General features: G+C 69.9%; 15 protein-coding genes. 4 read left to right on the top strand and 11 right to left on the bottom strand.

Annotated features, from left to right (window positions below):
• Positions 1-242: 242 nt before the first annotated feature.
• The gene (locus JWQ91_RS02345) at positions 243-638 is read left to right on the top strand and encodes an RNA polymerase-binding protein RbpA (RefSeq protein ID WP_297780286.1); all 396 of its coding nucleotides are present in this window, start codon (positions 243-245) and stop codon (positions 636-638) included.
• Between the two features lie 58 nt (positions 639-696).
• Here JWQ91_RS02345 and JWQ91_RS02340 read toward each other — a convergent pair whose 3' ends face one another.
• From JWQ91_RS02340 to JWQ91_RS02330, 3 genes are read right to left on the bottom strand one after another with little or no spacing between them, the layout of a single operon-like run.
• Positions 697-1446 (bottom strand): polyprenol monophosphomannose synthase, encoded by a 750-nt coding sequence (locus JWQ91_RS02340; protein ID WP_297780283.1) that lies wholly within the window; start codon positions 1444-1446, stop codon positions 697-699.
• Positions 1443-2942: an apolipoprotein N-acyltransferase gene (lnt, locus tag JWQ91_RS02335; protein ID WP_297780280.1), complete on the bottom strand. Its 1500-nt coding sequence runs from the start codon at positions 2940-2942 to the stop codon at positions 1443-1445. Before lnt ends, JWQ91_RS02340 begins: the two co-directional genes overlap by 4 nt.
• Positions 2943-2992: 50 nt before the next feature.
• Positions 2993-4072 carry a Xaa-Pro peptidase family protein gene (locus JWQ91_RS02330; RefSeq protein ID WP_297780277.1) on the bottom strand — a complete coding sequence of 360 codons (1080 nt, stop codon included), beginning with the start codon at positions 4070-4072 and terminating at the stop codon, positions 2993-2995.
• Between the two features lie 96 nt (positions 4073-4168).
• Here JWQ91_RS02330 and JWQ91_RS02325 point away from each other — a divergent pair, with 96 nt between their 5' ends.
• The 3 genes from JWQ91_RS02325 to JWQ91_RS02315 all read left to right on the top strand — a co-directional run bounded on the left by JWQ91_RS02325 (position 4169) and on the right by JWQ91_RS02315 (position 7128).
• Positions 4169-4552, top strand: coding sequence for a PLD nuclease N-terminal domain-containing protein (locus JWQ91_RS02325; protein WP_297780276.1), 384 nt, complete (start codon positions 4169-4171; stop codon positions 4550-4552).
• 136 nt (positions 4553-4688) lie between these two features.
• Positions 4689-6170 carry a M28 family metallopeptidase gene (locus JWQ91_RS02320; protein WP_297780274.1) on the top strand — a complete coding sequence of 494 codons (1482 nt, stop codon included), beginning with the start codon at positions 4689-4691 and terminating at the stop codon, positions 6168-6170.
• A gap of 58 nt (positions 6171-6228) precedes the next feature.
• Positions 6229-7128 (top strand): 5'-3' exonuclease, encoded by a 900-nt coding sequence (locus JWQ91_RS02315; protein ID WP_297780270.1) that lies wholly within the window; start codon positions 6229-6231, stop codon positions 7126-7128.
• 18 nt (positions 7129-7146) lie between these two features.
• On the opposite strand, the gene JWQ91_RS02310 is transcribed toward JWQ91_RS02315, so the two are convergent.
• From JWQ91_RS02310 to JWQ91_RS02275, 8 genes are all read right to left on the bottom strand, one after another.
• On the bottom strand, positions 7147-9873 hold the full coding sequence (locus tag JWQ91_RS02310; RefSeq protein ID WP_297780268.1) for a DEAD/DEAH box helicase: 2727 nt from the start codon (positions 9871-9873) through the stop codon (positions 7147-7149).
• A gap of 9 nt (positions 9874-9882) precedes the next feature.
• Complete coding sequence (locus tag JWQ91_RS02305) at positions 9883-10764, bottom strand: diacylglycerol kinase (protein WP_297780266.1); 882 nt, start codon at positions 10762-10764, stop codon at positions 9883-9885.
• A gap of 27 nt (positions 10765-10791) precedes the next feature.
• Positions 10792-11562: a twin-arginine translocase subunit TatC gene (gene tatC / locus JWQ91_RS02300; RefSeq protein WP_297780263.1), complete on the bottom strand. Its 771-nt coding sequence runs from the start codon at positions 11560-11562 to the stop codon at positions 10792-10794.
• 57 nt (positions 11563-11619) lie between these two features.
• On the bottom strand, positions 11620-11847 hold the full coding sequence (gene tatA / locus JWQ91_RS02295) for a twin-arginine translocase TatA/TatE family subunit (protein WP_297780261.1): 228 nt from the start codon (positions 11845-11847) through the stop codon (positions 11620-11622).
• 2 nt (positions 11848-11849) lie between these two features.
• Positions 11850-12824: a WYL domain-containing protein gene (locus JWQ91_RS02290; protein ID WP_297780259.1), complete on the bottom strand. Its 975-nt coding sequence runs from the start codon at positions 12822-12824 to the stop codon at positions 11850-11852.
• Positions 12821-13792, bottom strand: coding sequence for a WYL domain-containing protein (locus JWQ91_RS02285; RefSeq protein WP_297780257.1), 972 nt, complete (start codon positions 13790-13792; stop codon positions 12821-12823). The genes JWQ91_RS02290 and JWQ91_RS02285 overlap by 4 nt, the downstream gene beginning before the upstream one ends.
• A 12-nt stretch (positions 13793-13804) precedes the next feature.
• The gene (locus JWQ91_RS02280) at positions 13805-14620 is read right to left on the bottom strand and encodes an FKBP-type peptidyl-prolyl cis-trans isomerase (protein ID WP_297780254.1); all 816 of its coding nucleotides are present in this window, start codon (positions 14618-14620) and stop codon (positions 13805-13807) included.
• Positions 14621-14788: 168 nt separating this feature from the next.
• On the bottom strand, positions 14789-15384 hold a 596-nt coding region (locus JWQ91_RS02275), incomplete at its 5' end, for a proteasome accessory factor PafA2 family protein (RefSeq protein WP_297780251.1).

The raw sequence follows: 15384 nt of genomic DNA, 5'->3' as shown, positions 1-15384 counted from the left end.
ACGCTGGTGTTCGGCATCGTCCACCAGGTCACGGACTCCTACCGTCCCGCGATCCTGGCCCTCATCCTGTTCTTCGTCGTCGGCGGCGCTCTGCTGTGGCGCCTCGACCCCCGCACGGGTGTGCTCGAGGCGGGCAACGTTCCGCCGGCCATCCTCTGACATGTTTGAGCAGATGCCACTTAGGGGAATCTCATGTGTGTCATCTACGTTGGTAGACGTAAGGCACAAGAGAGGGGACGCACATGGCTGAACGTGCATTGCGAGGTGCTCGGCTCGGGACACAGAGCTTCGAGGACGAGCGCGGCGTGGAAATGGCTCCCCGCCAGCAGGTCGAGTACGTCTGCCCGGACGGGCACACGTTCACGGTGACCATGGCTGACGAGGCCGAGATCCCGTACGAGTGGGAAGACCCGAAGACGGGACAGATCGGTCGTCGGGCCGACATGGAGAAGCCGGAAGGCAAGGCGGAGAAGCCGATCCGCACCCATTGGGACATGCTGCTGGAGCGACGCTCCGAGGCGGAGCTCGAGGAGATCCTCACGGAGCGGCTCGAGCTGCTCCGCGGCGGCGAGATCGGACCGCCGCACCTGCACCGGCCCGCGAAGAAGAAGAGCGCGGCCAAGAAGAAGAGCGCCTGAGGCACCCTGCCCCACGTGGAGAGAGACCCCGGCCTCGGCCGGGGTCTTTTGACGTCCGTCAGCGGGTCGTGGCCAGTGCCTGCCGCCGGCGCAGTCGGCCGGGCACCAGCCGGGCCAGGCCCCACACGGTGACCCGCCACAGCGCCTCGCGGACGATCGCGCCGCTCATCTTGGACTCGCCCCGCTCCCGCTCGACGAATGTGATCGGCACCTCGACGACCGACATGCCGGCGTCGAGGACCCGGCGGGTCATGTCGATCTGGAAGCAGTAGCCCTGCGACGCGACCTCCTCGAGCGGCAGCCGCTCGAGCGTGGCCCGGCGGAACGCGCGGAACCCGCCCGTCGCGTCGTGGACCGGGATCCCCAGCATCAGTCGGGCGTAGAACGTGCCGCCGCGGGAGATCATCCGCCGGTGCCACGGCCAGTTGACGACGCCGCCACCGGGCACCCAGCGCGAGCCGAGCACGAGGTCGGCGCCCGCCGCGCTGGCGGCGAGGATCTGCTCGAGGTCCTCGGGGCGGTGCGAGCCGTCGGCGTCCATCTCCATCAGGACGTCATAGCCGTGGTCCATGCCCCAGGCGAAGCCGGCCCGGTAGGCCGAGCCGAGACCCTGCTTGGACGTGCGGTGCAGGACGTGGACCCGGGGGTCGGCCGCGGCGAGCCCGTCGGCGATGTCGCCGGTGCCGTCGGGCGATCCGTCATCGGCCACGAGCACGTCGACGTCCGGCTGGGCGGCGTGGATGCGCTCCACGATCCAGGCCAGGTTGGCCGACTCGTCGTACGTCGGCACGACGATCAATGTCCTCATGCGTTCCCGGTCTCCCTCCGGCGTGTGCCGAGCCACCATCCTCCCAGACCCAGGATCACCAGGGCCCACTCGAGCGGGGCGCCGACCACGAGGGCCGGCGTCCGGCCGCCCGCCAGGGTCACCTCGGCGCTGATCGTCGCCGGCTGGTGCATCGGCGCGCGGTCGACGACGGACCCGTCGGGGTCCACGACCCCGGTGATGCCGTTGGTCGACGGGACCACGACCCAGCGGCCCGTCTCGATCGCCCGCAGGCGGGAGATGTCCCACTGCTGCTCGGGCTGCGCGGTGCCGGTGAACGCGGCGTTGCTGGTCTGCACGACGATCATCTGCGCGCCGCCGTCGACCGCACGGCGGGTCACGCCGTCGTACGCGATGTCGTAGCAGATCGTGTCGCCGATCATGGTGTTCCCGATGCGCATCGCGCCGGGCTCGTCACCGGGGAGCATGTCGCGCGGGATGTCGCGCGCCAGCCGGTCCACGATCGCCCCGGCCTCCTTCCGGAACGGGACGTACTCGCCGAACGGGACCGGCTTGAGCTTGATGTAGCGCTCCCCCGGGCCGGCCGCGGTCCAGACCACGCCGGCGTTGAGCGCCGTCTCGGTGGTGGGGCCGTCGAAGATCCCGCCGACGAGGATCGGGGCGTCCAGGCGGGCCGACAGCGCCTCGATCCGCCGGCGCACCGCGAGGTCGTAGGACGGGTCGGTGTCGGTCGCGTTCTCGGGCCACAGCACCATGTCGGGCTTGGGCACCTTCCCGGTCTCCACCCGGCTCGCGAGCCGGTCGGTCTCGGCGGCGTGGAGCTTGAAGATCTCTCCGATCGGCCAGGTCAGGAACACGCCGGGGACGTCACCCTGCACCAGCGCGACCTGCCGGGTGCCCTCCGCGCCGGCGATGCCGGTGGGGAGCGCGGCGCCCAGGCCGGCCAGTGCGAGGATCCCGGCGAGCGCGGCGCCCCGGGCGCGGGCGCCGTGGCCCGTGGCCACGATCACGAGCAGCGCTGCGACGACGAACAGGATCGCGCTGGTGGCCGGCATCGCGACGAGCCGGGCGTACGACGCGAACGGCGTGTCGATCGAGGTGTGCGCCAGCCGGCCCCACGGGAAGCCCGTGAACGGGAACCGGCCCCGCGCCCACTCCCCCAGGACCCAGACCGCCGCGCCCCACAACGGCCAGAGCCGCAGCCGGGTCACCGCGCGGAGCGCCAGCATGATGGGGATGAAGAACAGCGCCTCGGCCAGCGCCAGGCCGACGTACGCACCGTGGCTGACGGCGTTCATCCACCAGATCAGCGGCCCCATGAAGCCCACGCCGTAGAGCAGGCCGGCGACCGCGACGGTGCGCTTGCGGGCCGTGGCCAGGCTGCGGGCGACCAGGATCAGGCCGGCGACGGCGAGGACCATCGCGAACGGCAGGCCGACGGGGTCGAAGCCCAGCGCCGACAGCACCCCGAGGGCCAGGGCGGCCGGCCAGGCGACACGCCACCCGGCAGCGGGCATCCTGGCGGTGGCCGCCGGCCTCGCGACGCGCCACGCGGGCCGGGGCAGCGTCACAGCTCGACGAGCTCGCGTGGGGTGTTGTTGAGGACCTCGAGGCCGTCGGCGGTGCACACCGCGATGTCTTCGATCCGGGCGCCGAACCGGCCGTCGAAGTAGATGCCGGGCTCGATCGAGAACGCCATGCCCTCCTCCAGCACGAGCTCGTTGCCCTCCACGATGTAGGGCTCCTCGTGCGTCTCCTGCCCGATGCCGTGACCCGTGCGGTGGATGAACAGGTCGCCGTAGCCGGCGTCGGCGATGATCTGCCGCCCGATCAGGTCGACCGACTCGGCCGTGACGCCCGGCCGGGCGTGCTCGCGCTGGACGCGCTGCGCCTCGTGCAGGACCGCGTACGCCTCGGCGTACTCCGGGGGGACCGTGCCGCCGGCCAGGTAGTTGCGGGTCGAGTCCGAGCAGTAGCCCGACGGCATCGTGCCGCCGATGTCGACCACGACCGGATCGCCTTCCTGGATGACCCGGTCGGACACCTCGTGGTGCGGCGAGGCGCCGTTGGGTCCCGAGCCGACGATGACGAAGTCGACCGTGACGTGACCCTCGTCGATGATGGCCCGGGCGATGTCGGCGCCGACCTCGCGCTCGGTGCGGCCGGGGCGCAGCCATTCGTGGACCCGGCGGTGGACCCGGTCGATCGCGAGACCGGCCTCGCGCAGCGCCTCGATCTCGTCGGCGTCCTTGCGGATCCGCAGCTCCTGCACGAGCGACCCGGCGAGGACCTGGTCGGCGCCGGGGATCGCCTCACCCAGCGCGAAGACGCGCGAGGCCCACATGTGGTCGTCGACCCCGATCGTCGTGACCGGGCCGACGAGATCGGCGACCAGGGCGTACGGGTCCTCGGTCTCGTTCCACGTCTCGATCGCGACATCGACCCCGGAGGCGACCGCGGCCTTGCGCTCCAGGGCCGGCACCACGAGGGTCGGCTCACCCACGGCGGGCAGGACCAGGCAGGTCAGGCGCTCCAGCGGGAGCGCGACATAGCCCGTCAGGTAGCGCAGATCGGCTCCCGGGGTGACGAGCAGGGCGTCGATGCCCTGCGCTGCTGCCAGCTGCTGTGCCTTGCGCCATGTGCTCACACGACGACGATACCGGTGGGACCCGACTGCCGATTCGCCTGCACACCCGCCGCTCGGGGTGCCATGATGTGTCGACTTCGGGACGAGGGGGAACCGGTGCTGTACCTGGATGGTGTCTTCGGTGTCGTCGCGCTGGCACTGTGGGTCTTCTGCCTGCTCGACGTCATCACGACGGACGAGAGCGTCTGTCGCAACCTCGGCAAGACGGTGTGGCTGCTGCTCGTCCTGTTCCTGCCCGTCATCGGCTCGATCGCGTGGCTCGTCGCCGGACGACCCCAGCCGGCGCCGTCGATGCCCTACAAGGGCAATCACGGTCCAGCCCTTCCTGAGCGTGGCCTGTCGGCCCGACCGCTGCCGTCGAGCCCCGAGGACGACGAGGCGTACCTGCGATCGCTGCGTGCCAGGGCCGAGGAGCAGCGCCAGATCTACCGGGAGCAGAAGCGGCGCGAGCTCGGCGAGGGTGGCACCCCGCCGAGCTGAGCGGTAGGGACCAACTGCCCCATGACACTGTCTGGATCCTCCCCTAAGGTGTGATGCACACCACACAGATCGGGGGATCCACATGCGCAAAGCGCTGTATTCCGCGGCTGCCGTCATCTTGACCGGCAGCCTTGTCGTGTCCGCACCCGCGGATGCCAAGTCCAAGCCCAAGCCCGTCGACACGTCGAAGCTGACCAAGGCTGTCACGGTCAACGGCCAGCTCAAGACGCTGCGGCAGCTGCAGGTCATCGCCAACCGCAACGACGGCAACCGCGCCTCGGGCCTGCCGGGCCACGAGGCCTCGGTCGCCTACATCGCGGCCCAGCTCAAGAAGTCCGGCTACAAGGTCACCAAGCAGACCTTCACGTTCCCGTTCAGCCGTGACCTCGAGCCCGCGACGCTGACCCAGCTCACGCCGGAGGAGCGGACGATCGAGACCCAGGCGATGGACTACTCCGGGTCCGGCGACGTGACGGGTGCCGTCACGCCGATCAACCTCGTCATCCCGCCGGGCGAGGCTGGCTCGACACCGTCGGGCTGCGAGCTCGGCGACTTCCCGGATCCGGGACCCGACCCGGCGATCGCCCTGATCCAGCGCGGCTTCTGCACCTTCGGGGTCAAGGCGGCCAACGCCGAGACCGCGGGCTACGACGCCGCGATCATCTTCAACGAGGGCCAGGAGGGCCGCACCGAGCTCCTGACCGGCACGCTCGGCGAGCCCGTCGGCATCCCCGTCGTCGGCACGTCGTACGAGGACGGGGTCGCGCTGGCCGCGGCTCCCTCGACGGCCCGCGTCACGGCCAGGACCGAGGTCGACCTCAACCGGGAGACCACCAACGTCATCGCCGACCTGCCGCGCAAGACCAAGCACCAGGACCAGGTCGTCGTGGTGGGTGCCCACCTCGACAGCGTGGCCGAGGGCCCGGGCATCAACGACAACGGCTCGGGCAGCGCCAACATCCTCGAGATCGCCAAGCAGTACGTCAAGACGGGCCTGGCGAAGAAGGCGCAGCGGCCGGTCCGCTTCGCGTTCTGGGCCGCCGAGGAGAAGGGCCTGCTGGGCTCCTACCACTACGTCGAGACCTTGTCGGACGCGCAGCGGGACAAGATCTACGCCAACCTCAACTTCGACATGATCGGCTCGCCCAACTACGCGCGCTTCGTCTACGACGGTGACGGCTCGTCCGACGGCAACTCCGGTCCTGCCGGATCGGCTGAGATCGAGGACGTGTTCACGAGCTACTTCGCCAAGAGGAAGCTCGCCTCGGCACCCACGTCGTTCGACGGGCGCTCGGACTACGGCCCGTTCATCGAGGTCGGCATCCCAGCCGGTGGCCTGTTCAGCGGCGCCGAGGGCATCAAGACGGCCGAGGAGGCCACGCTGTTCGGTGGCACGGCCGGCGCCGCGTACGACGCCTGCTACCACCAGGCGTGCGACGACATCACCAACCTGAGCACCAAGGCGATCAAGGAGCTCGGCGACGCCGCCGCGCACTCGGTCGGCACGTTGGCCCTGTCGAAGACCGGCCTGTACGGCGACGCGAAGCGCAAGGCGGTGTCGGCGAAGAAGCTCGGCGCGGCCAAGCGCGACGCACTGGGTCACGCGCCGACGCGCTGACCCGTCTCGTCCCCGACCGTGGGACATGTCCTGGCCCGGCACCGCCTAGGCTCAGGACATGTCCCACGGTCGACTTCTGCTCCTCGACAGCGCGAGCCTGTACTTCCGTGCGTTCTTCGGCATCCCGAAGACCCTCACGGCCCCCGACGGCACCGCGGTCAACGCGCTGCGCGGGATCCTCGACTTCACCTCGACACTGACCACGCAGTACGCGCCGGAGGCCGTCGTGGCCTGCTGGGACGACGACTGGCGGCCGCAGTGGCGGGTCGACCTCCTCGACACCTACAAGACGCAGCGTCTCGACGCCGACGGCGGCGAGGCCGACACGACCGAGGGCCTGCTGGGCCCGCAGGTCCCGCTGATCGCGGAGGCGTTCGGCCTGCTCGGCATCCCCGTCGTCGGGGCGCCGGACGCCGAGGCCGATGACGTCATCGGCACCCTCGCCGAGGTGTGGGACGGACCCGTCGACGTCGTGACGGGCGACCGCGACCTGTTCCAGCTCGTCGACGACGATCGCGACATCCGGGTCCTGTACGTCGCCAAGGGAGTATCGAAGCACGACGTCGTCGACAACGCGTGGATGCGGGGACGCTACGGCATCGACGCGTCCGACTACGTCGACTTCGCGGTGATGCGGGGTGACCCGTCCGACGGCCTCCCCGGCGTGGCCGGGATCGGGGACAAGACCGCGGCGGTGCTGCTCTCGGAGTTCGGCGACCTCGACGGCATCCTGGCCGCGGCGAAGCAGCCGTTCTCCTCGATCAAGCCGAGGGTGCGCCAGTCCCTGCTCGACTCCGGCGGCTACGTCACGGCGGCCCGCGAGGTCGTCGCGGTGCGCCGGGACGTCTGCCCGATGCCCGACCTGACCGGCACCGTCGACGTCGAGGGGTTCACCGCGTTCGCCGAGACCTGGGGCCTCGGCGGGGTCACCGAACGCGTGCTGACGGCCCTGCGCTGACGGATCCGGTCTGAGGGCTCAGCTCGTGATGCTGGTGTAGCTGACGACCCCGTGGCGGAGCTGGTCCAGGGCCTCGCGGGCAGTCGTGCGCACCGACCCGGGGCCGGCGGCGTCGGCGACCTGGGCCACGACGTCGATGAGCTGCTTCATGGCGCGGACGAAGTCACCGGCGGCGAGATCCATCTCGCCCAGCACGTCGTCGAGCGTCGCTCCGTGGCACCACTGCCAGACCGCCTGCGCGAAGCCGAAGTCCGGCTGCCGCAGGAACTTGACCCGGTGCTCCTTCTCGAGCTGCTGCAGCTCGGTCGCCAGGTCCGTCATGGTCGCCGCGACCTCCCGGACGTTCTTGGTCGGGATCCGTGGCGCGGCGATGTCGTCGTCGCGGCGCGACTCGTACGTCAACCCGCTGATGACGGCGGCGAGCTCGGCAGCGTCCAGCTCGGCCCACACTCCCCCGCGCAGGCACTCGCTGACCAGCAGGTCCAGGTCGCTGTAGAGGCGCTTGAGCTTCTTGCCGTCGGGCGTGACCTCGTCACCGTCGAGGTAGCCCAGGACGTCGAGCACCTCGCACACCCGGTCGAACTGCCGCGCGACGGTGTTGGTCCGCTGCTCGATGCGGCTGCGCTGGTTGCGGGTGTCCCGCTCGAGCTTGAGATAGCGCTCGGCCCAGCGGGCGTGGCTCTCGCGGTCCGGGCACTGGTGGCACGGGTGGTCGCGCAGCTTCTCGCGGATCGCGGCGATCCGCGGGTCCTCCCGCGTGGGCTGGTCCCGGCGGCTCTTCTCCTGGCTCCACGAGGCAGCGTCGGCGCGGCTGCGCAGTGACGAGGCGAGGTCGCGCCGGGCCTGCGGGTTGCGTGGGTTGAACGACTTGGGGATACGCATCGTGGCGAGCGGCTCGACGGGGGTCGGGAAGTCGACCATCGCGAGACGCCGGGCGTGCCGCTCGGCGGTCAGGACCATGGGGCGCGGCCCCTCGTTGTCGGTCACCCGGCCCGGGTCGAGGACGACCGCGAGGCCGGACCAGCGGCCCACCGGCACGTTGATGACGTCGCCGGGCCGGAGCTTGACCAGTGACGCGATGACCTCGTCGCGGTCGGCGGACCGGCGGGCCCGCGACCCCGACGCCTCGATGTCGCTGAGCTCGCGGCGCAGCGAGGCGTACTCCATGAAGTCGCCGAGCTCACAGACGACCTTCTCGCGATAGCCGTCGAGGGCATCGTCTGCCTTGCGGATCTGCCGGGCCATCCCGACGACGGCGCGATCGGCCTGGAACTGGGCGAACGACTGCTCGAGCAGCTCGCGCGCGACGGTGCGGCCGACCTGGCCCACGAGGTTGACCGCCATGTTGTACGACGGGTGGAACGAGGAGTTGAGCGGGTACGTCCGGGTGCTCGCGAGGCCCGCGACCTGCTTGGGGTCCAGGCCCGGCTGCCACAGGACGACGCCGTGACCCTCGACGTCGATGCCGCGGCGGCCCGCGCGGCCGGTGAGCTGCGTGTACTCCCCCGGCGTGATGTTGGCGTGGGTCTCGCCGTTCCACTTCGACAGCTTCTCGATCACGACGGACCGAGCCGGCATGTTGATGCCGAGCGCCAGCGTCTCGGTCGCGAAGATGACCTTGACGAGGCCGTCGCTGAACAGGTCCTCGACGCACTCCTTGAACGTCGGCAGCATCCCCGCGTGGTGGGCGGCGATGCCGCGGACCAGCGCGTCACGGAACTCGTAGTAGCCCAGGACGTGCAGGTCGTCCTCCGGCAGGTGCGAGCACGCCGCGTCGACGAACGCGCCGATCTCGGCCTGCTCCTGCGGCGTCGTCAGCGTCAGGCGGGCGTCGAGGCACTGCGTGACGGCGGCAGCGCACCCGGCGCGGCTGAACACGAAGCAGATCGCCGGCAGCAGCCCCTCGGCATCGAGGCGCTCGACCAGCTCGATCCGGCTCGGCGTGCGGTGACGGCTGCGTGGGCGCTTGCCACCCTTGCCCTTGTGCCCCTTCATCATCCGGCCGAGCTGCCAGTCCTCGCGGGCGATCCGCTCCAGCGCCTTGTTGACCTCGGTGCCGCGGTCGTCCGCGCTCGGCTCGAACAGCGGGAACATCTTGCGGCCGACCAGGACGTGCTGGTGCAGGGGGATCGGCCGGCGCTCCTCGACGATCGTGACGGTGTCGCCACGCACCGCGGTGAGCCAGTCGCCGAACTCCTCGGCGTTCGACACCGTCGCCGACAGCGCGATGACCGAGACCGACTCGGGCAGGTGGATGATGACCTCCTCCCAGACGGCGCCGCGGGTCCGGTCGGCGAGGTAGTGCACCTCGTCCATCACGACGTAGCCCAGGGTGTCGAGCGTCCGTGACCCCGCGTAGAGCATGTTGCGCAGGACCTCGGTCGTCATCACGACGATCGGTGCCTCGCCGTTGATCGTGTTGTCGCCGGTCAGGAGGCCGACCTGGTCCAGGCCGTGGCGCTCGACGAGGTCGGAGTACTTCTGGTTCGACAGGGCCTTGATCGGCGTCGTGTAGAAGCACTTGCGGCCGGTCTCCAGCGCCAGGTGGACCGCGAACTCGCCGACCAGCGTCTTGCCCGAGCCGGTGGGCGCCGCGACCAGGACCCCGTGGCCGTCCTCGACGACCTTGCAGGCCTCGACCTGGAAGTCGTCGAGCCCGAAGTCGTACTGGCCGCGGAACTCTGCGAGGTGGGGGTGGGCCCTGGCGGCGCGGGACTGTGAGTACTTCTCGGCCGGGGAGGTCATGCGTCCAGCCTACGCGGGCGGTGCAGGGGTGAAGACGCGCAGCGCGCCGGGCTGGATCGTGGTGGTCATGGGCAGCGGGCCGAGCCGTTCCCCGTCGCCGTACGCGACGATGCCGGGCGAGGAGGCGGTCACCCGGCGGACCCGGTGCCGCTCGAACTCGGGCAGGGTCACGTGGGTGCCCTTGTAGAGCTGCGGGAAGACCCGCAGGAACGTCGCCTTGCTGACGGGGTTGATCACGACGACGTCGAGCAGCCCGTCGTCCATCACGGCGCCCTCGCAGATCCGCAGGCCGCCGCCGAACGACGGGCCGTTGCCCACCGCCACGAGCATCGCCTCCCGCTCGATCGTCGTGCCGTCGAGCGTCAGGGTGAACTCGAGGGGACGGAACGACGAGAGCTCCTGGACGATCGCGATGTTGTAGCGCATGTTGCCGCGAGGCCAGCGCATCGCGTTGGCCCGCTCGTTGACCTTGGAGTCGAAGCCCGACGCGACGACCGTCGCGACGTACGCCTGGTCGGTGCGGGCGAGGTCGATCGTGCGGACATGACCAGCGGCGATCACATCGACCGCGGCGTCGACGTCGTCGGTCGGGATGCCGAGCGAGCGGGCCGTGTCGTTGCCGGTGCCGGCGGGGATCAGCCCGAAGACCAGGTCGGAGTCCGCGACGTGGTCCAGCACCCCGTGCAGGGCACCGTCACCGCCGACCACGACGACGGCGTGCAAACCCGTGTCGATCGCCTGCTTGAGCTGGTCGCGGGCGCTGGGTGCGTCCTCGCCCTGGACCGTGACCGTCGTGTGGCCGGCCTGCTGCAGGCGTGCCGAGGCCTGCGCGGCGATCGCCTCACCACGCCGCTTGCCCGACGTCGGGTTGACCACCAGCGCGAGATGCATGACAGCAGACTAGATCGTCGGACGGGATCAGTCGTCGAGGCTCGACGCCTCGTCGTCACCCAGCGCCTGCGCGGCGGCGGCCCTGCCCCGGCTGCGGTCGGTGAGCTTCGCGATGATCTCCGAGATCAGGTAGAGGACCACCATGGGTGCGGCGAGGAACAGCATCGTCAGCGGGTCCGTCGTCGGGGTCGCGATCGCGGCGAAGATGAAGATCCCGATGACGGTCCACGGGCGGGCGCGGGCGAGCTGGGCCGCGCTGACGGCCCCGATGCGGTTGAGGACCACCACGATGAGCGGGATCTCGGCGGCGACGCCGAAGACCAGCATCATCCGGATGATGAAGTCGAAGTACTCCGCACCGGTCACGAGGCTGCCGAAGCCGTCGGGCACGAAGCCGATCAGCACCTCCATCGCCTTGGGGAGCACGATGTACGCCAGCGCTGCGCCGCCCACGAACAGGGGCGCGCCCGTGGCGGTGAGCAGCAGTGCCCAGCGCTTCTCGTGCCGGTGCAGGGCGGGCAGCACGAAGCCCCAGATCTGCCACAACCACACCGGGCTCGAGATCAGCAGGCCCACGACCAGGGAGATCTTGAGCTGGAACTGGAACGCCCCACCGATCCCGGTGACGACGATGTCCGTGTCGATGCCCTCGTCACGCAGGATCGGGCGGACGTCGTTGTAGGGCTGGGTCAGGAAGTCGAGGATCGGCTCGTAGAAGATCCACGCGATGACCGTTCCCACCACGATTGCGAGGACCGCGCGCACCAACCGGGTGCGCAGCTCGCGCAGGTGTCCCATGAGCGGCATCGTGCCGCCCGGTGCCGGGGCCGGCGTGCCGCGCCGAAGCGCCAAGCGTCAGCCCTGTTCGGGCTTCTTGTCCTGCTCGCTCGCCTCGACGGTCTCGAGGGAAGCGGGCTTCGGGGGCGTGTCGTCATCGTCGTCGTGCAGTGCCTTGACCTCGGTCTTGAAGATCCGCAGCGCCTTGCCCGACCCGCGGGCCAGCTCGGGGAGCTTCTTTCCGCCGAAGAGCAGGAGCACGACTCCGAGCACGATCAGGATCTCGGTGGGGCCGATATTGCGCATGACTACTCCTTATAGGGCGTGACGTCCCCATCGTACGCGCTCAGGGCCAGCCGGGCGTCGGCAACCACCTGCGCACGGAGGTCGGCCGGTTCGATGACCGTGACAGAGCCCGCGTTGCGCAGGACGAGCCGGCGCAGCCACGACCAGTCCGCGCCGTAGAGCTTGGCCCGCCAGGTGCCGTCGTCGGACTGCTCGAGCAGGTCGACCTGGTAGTACTCGGTCAGCCAGTGCGCCCGCGGGTGCAGGTCGACCAGCGCGTAGGGGGTCTCCTCCCCCACCGTGAAGAAGCCGTCCGACAGGTCGCGGGCCCGCACGTCGTGGTCCTCGGCGTCGATCGCCGTGGCCCGGGCCGCGATGATGCGGTCCAGCCGGAAGAACCGCAGGTCCTCGGCCTTGAGGCACCACGCCTCGAGGTAGAGCTTGCCCTGCTCGGTGAACAGGCGACGCGGGTCCACGTCGCGGTCCGTCTTCTCGTCCCGGGACGCGGTGGCGTACGTCATCTCGAGCCGCTTGCCGGCCGTCAGGGCGTGCACGATCGTGGTGTGGATCGCCGGATCGACCTCGTCGAGCACGACGTCGACCGCGGCGGACGCGGTCTCGCCGACGGCGCTCTCCAGCTTGGCGAGGGCACCGTCGATCACGGTGAGCTCCGAGCCGGAGGCCGAGGCGCGCAGCGTGCGCAGGGCGACGATCAGGGCGATGCCCTCCCGGGCGCTGATCCGCAGCGGCCGGGTCATGAACTCGGCGTCCCGGATGTGGACGATCCCGTCCTCCTCCAGCGCCGTGAGGTCGAAGTCGATGAGCTCACCGGCGTACTCACCGGTGCCGGTGTACATCAGCAGCCGCAAGTCGTCGCGGATGACCTTGGGAGTCACCCCGAACTCCTCGGCGACCTCGTTGACCGGCACGCCGTCGTTGCCCTGCAGATAGGGCACCAGGGCCAGCATCCGTACGACCTGCTGCTGCGAACGGCTCATGAGCTCGCCTCCCGGCTGCCGTCGACGGCGGCGCGCAACCGCTGGATCACGGTGTCGCGCACCTCCGGGGGTGAGACGACCACGACGTCCGGGCCGTAGGACGCGACCTCGGAGGCGAGCTCCCAGGTCGAGGAGTAGCGGATCTCCACGACGTCGAAGCCGTCGCCGGTCGGGGTGATCGACTCGGCGAAGCGGCGCAACGACTGCCCGCGGCCCTCACGGATCCGCAGGACGGCGGCGACCTCCGGTGCCGGCGGGAAGAGCGCCCGGGCCAGGACCTTCATGTCGGTGCCCTCCGGGACCTCGTACGATCCGGCCGCTCCCGTCGCCTCCACCTCGCCGATGACCCGGGACAGCCGGAAGATGCGCGGCTCGCCCCGGTCCAGGTCGTCTCCTCCGACGTACCAGCGGTCGCGCCACGAGATGATGCCCCACGGCTGCAGGTGCCGCCGCATGGCCTCGCCGCCGGGACGCGCGTAGACGAACGTGACCGGCACCCGGCGGGTCACGGCGTCCCACATCGCATCGAACGACGGCTCGTCGGTCGACAGCTTGGGCTCGGCCATCCGCAGGACGCTGGTGTCGACGTCGACCCCGATCGCCTTGAGCTTGACCAGTGCCGTCGTCGAGTCGCTCGCCAGGCCCGCGTGCTCCCACACCTGGGTCGCAAGCCCGATCACGGCCGCCTCCTCACGGCTCAGCTCGAGATGGGGCAGCTCGGCCTCGTCGCGACGGATCCGGTAGCCCGGCTCGTCGCTGAAGTACTTGTCGTTCTGCCCCATCTCGACGTTGATGCCGAGCTCGCGCAGCTCTTCCTTGTCGCGCTCGAACTTGCGGTCGAACGCCTGGGGCGTCGAGTCGCGGTAGTCGGCGATCGACTCGCGGATCTGTTCCTTCGTCAGGTACTGGCGACTGACCAGCAAGGCGAAGATGAGGTTCATCAACCTCTCTGTCTTGCGTTCGGCCATGGGGAGAGGATGTCAGGAAGCGTCGAGCAAGTCGATCACGAAGATGACGGGATCCTTCTTGTCCACGCCGGTCGGCGGCGGGTTGTCGCCGAATGCCTTGGCCGGGGGGCACACCAGGACGACCCGGCTGCCGAGCTTCTGGCCGACGAGCTGCTCGTCCCAGCAGGGGTAGAGCGCTCCGACGCCGATCTGGTTGGGACGGGGAGCCGTCGTCCACGACTCGTCGAAGACCTTGCCGTCGGCATACTTGGCGCCGACGTACTGGGTCGTGAGGGTCTGGCCCTTCGTGATCTTGGCGCCCGTGCCCTGGATGACGACGTCCATGGACTGCTTGGTGACCTTCTTCTTGGTCTTGCTGGTCGGCGTGAAGCCGGCCGGGTGGTCGTTCTTGTCGTACGTGATCTTGGGGACGTCCGACGGGAGGCTCTCGGCCTTGCCGCTGGCCTCGGTCGGGACCTTGGACACGACGTCGAAGAGGAACACCATGGTGTCGGTCTTCTTGAGCTTGAGCTGCTCCTGCGCGGCGTTGAAGCCGTCCTTGGGCGGGATCGCGACCAGGACGCGACTGCCGATCTTCTTGCCCTCGAGGCCCTTGATGAAGCCGGGCAGCACCGAGGTCTCGTTGAGGGTGATCGTCAGCGGGGTCTTGGCCTTGTAGGAGTTGTCGAACTCGCCGGCGGTCCGTCCGTTGACCGCGACGTAGTTGAGCTTGACCAGGTCGTCGGCCTTGAGCGAGTCGCCGCTGCCGGGCTTGAGCGTCTTGCTGGCGGTCTTGGTCGCCGTGAAGCCCTTCGGCACCGTGACCTTGGGGCTGGCCGCCGAGCTCACCTTGATGCTGTCGAGCGATTCTGCTCCGTCGGAGTCACCGCCACAACCTGCGAGCACGAGGCCGGTTGCAGCGAGTGTTGCCAGGAGAATTCGACGCACAGGAACGACCTTCAGGGTGGTGGAACAGGACGTCGCCCATGGTATCCACCGGGGGCAACCCGCTCGGCGTCACATCCCGTCGATGAGCCGCTGCACCCTCTCGTCGTGGGACCGGAAGGGGTCCTTGCACAGGACCGTGCGCTGGGCCTGGTCGTTGAGCTTGAGGTGGACCCAGTCGACCGTGAAGTCACGACGGCGCTCCTGCGCGCGCTTGATGAAGTCGCCGCGCAGGCGGGCCCGGGTCGTCTGCGGCGGGATCGACTTGGCCGCGAAGACGTCGAGGTCGTTGGTCACGCGGGCGACGGCGCCCTTGCGCTCGAGCAGGTAGAAGATGCCGCGGTCGCGCCGGATGTCGTGATAGGCCAGGTCGAGCTGGGCGATGCGCGGATCGCCCCAGCCGAGCCCGTGGACCGAGCGGTAGCGATCGAGCAGTTTGTACTTGATGACCCAGTCGATCTCGCGCTCGACGAGCGACAGGTCCTCGGACTCCACGGCCTTGAGCGTGCGCTCCCACAGGTCGAGCGCCCGGGTGATCGTCGGGGTGTGAAGACCGTTCTTGTCCACGAACTCGGCGGCCTTGCCGAAGTACTCGGCCTGGATCTCCAACGCCGACAGCTCACGACCGTTGGCGAGCTGGACCTTGCGGCGCCCGGTCATGTCGTGGG

It is taken from the genome of Aeromicrobium sp., assembly GCF_025965075.1.
Classification (GTDB): domain Bacteria; phylum Actinomycetota; class Actinomycetes; order Propionibacteriales; family Nocardioidaceae; genus Aeromicrobium.
This window is presented reverse-complemented; position numbering and strand designations above follow the sequence as displayed.

What these genes read in the sequence shown, in the direction of transcription:
- JWQ91_RS02345 (WP_297780286.1), top strand. Translation starts at nt 243, where the DNA reads ATGGCTGAACGTGCATTGCGAGGTGCTCGGCTCGGGACACAGAGCTTC.
- JWQ91_RS02340 (WP_297780283.1), bottom strand. Translation starts at nt 1,446, where the DNA reads ATGAGGACATTGATCGTCGTGCCGACGTACGACGAGTCGGCCAACCTG.
- lnt (WP_297780280.1), bottom strand. Translation starts at nt 2,942, where the DNA reads ATGCCCGCTGCCGGGTGGCGTGTCGCCTGGCCGGCCGCCCTGGCCCTC.
- JWQ91_RS02315 (WP_297780270.1), top strand. Translation starts at nt 6,229, where the DNA reads ATGTCCCACGGTCGACTTCTGCTCCTCGACAGCGCGAGCCTGTACTTC.
- JWQ91_RS02310 (WP_297780268.1), bottom strand. Translation starts at nt 9,873, where the DNA reads ATGACCTCCCCGGCCGAGAAGTACTCACAGTCCCGCGCCGCCAGGGCC.
- JWQ91_RS02305 (WP_297780266.1), bottom strand. Translation starts at nt 10,764, where the DNA reads ATGCATCTCGCGCTGGTGGTCAACCCGACGTCGGGCAAGCGGCGTGGT.
- tatC (WP_297780263.1), bottom strand. Translation starts at nt 11,562, where the DNA reads ATGGGACACCTGCGCGAGCTGCGCACCCGGTTGGTGCGCGCGGTCCTC.
- tatA (WP_297780261.1), bottom strand. Translation starts at nt 11,847, where the DNA reads ATGCGCAATATCGGCCCCACCGAGATCCTGATCGTGCTCGGAGTCGTG.
- JWQ91_RS02290 (WP_297780259.1), bottom strand. Translation starts at nt 12,824, where the DNA reads ATGAGCCGTTCGCAGCAGCAGGTCGTACGGATGCTGGCCCTGGTGCCC.
- JWQ91_RS02285 (WP_297780257.1), bottom strand. Translation starts at nt 13,792, where the DNA reads ATGGCCGAACGCAAGACAGAGAGGTTGATGAACCTCATCTTCGCCTTG.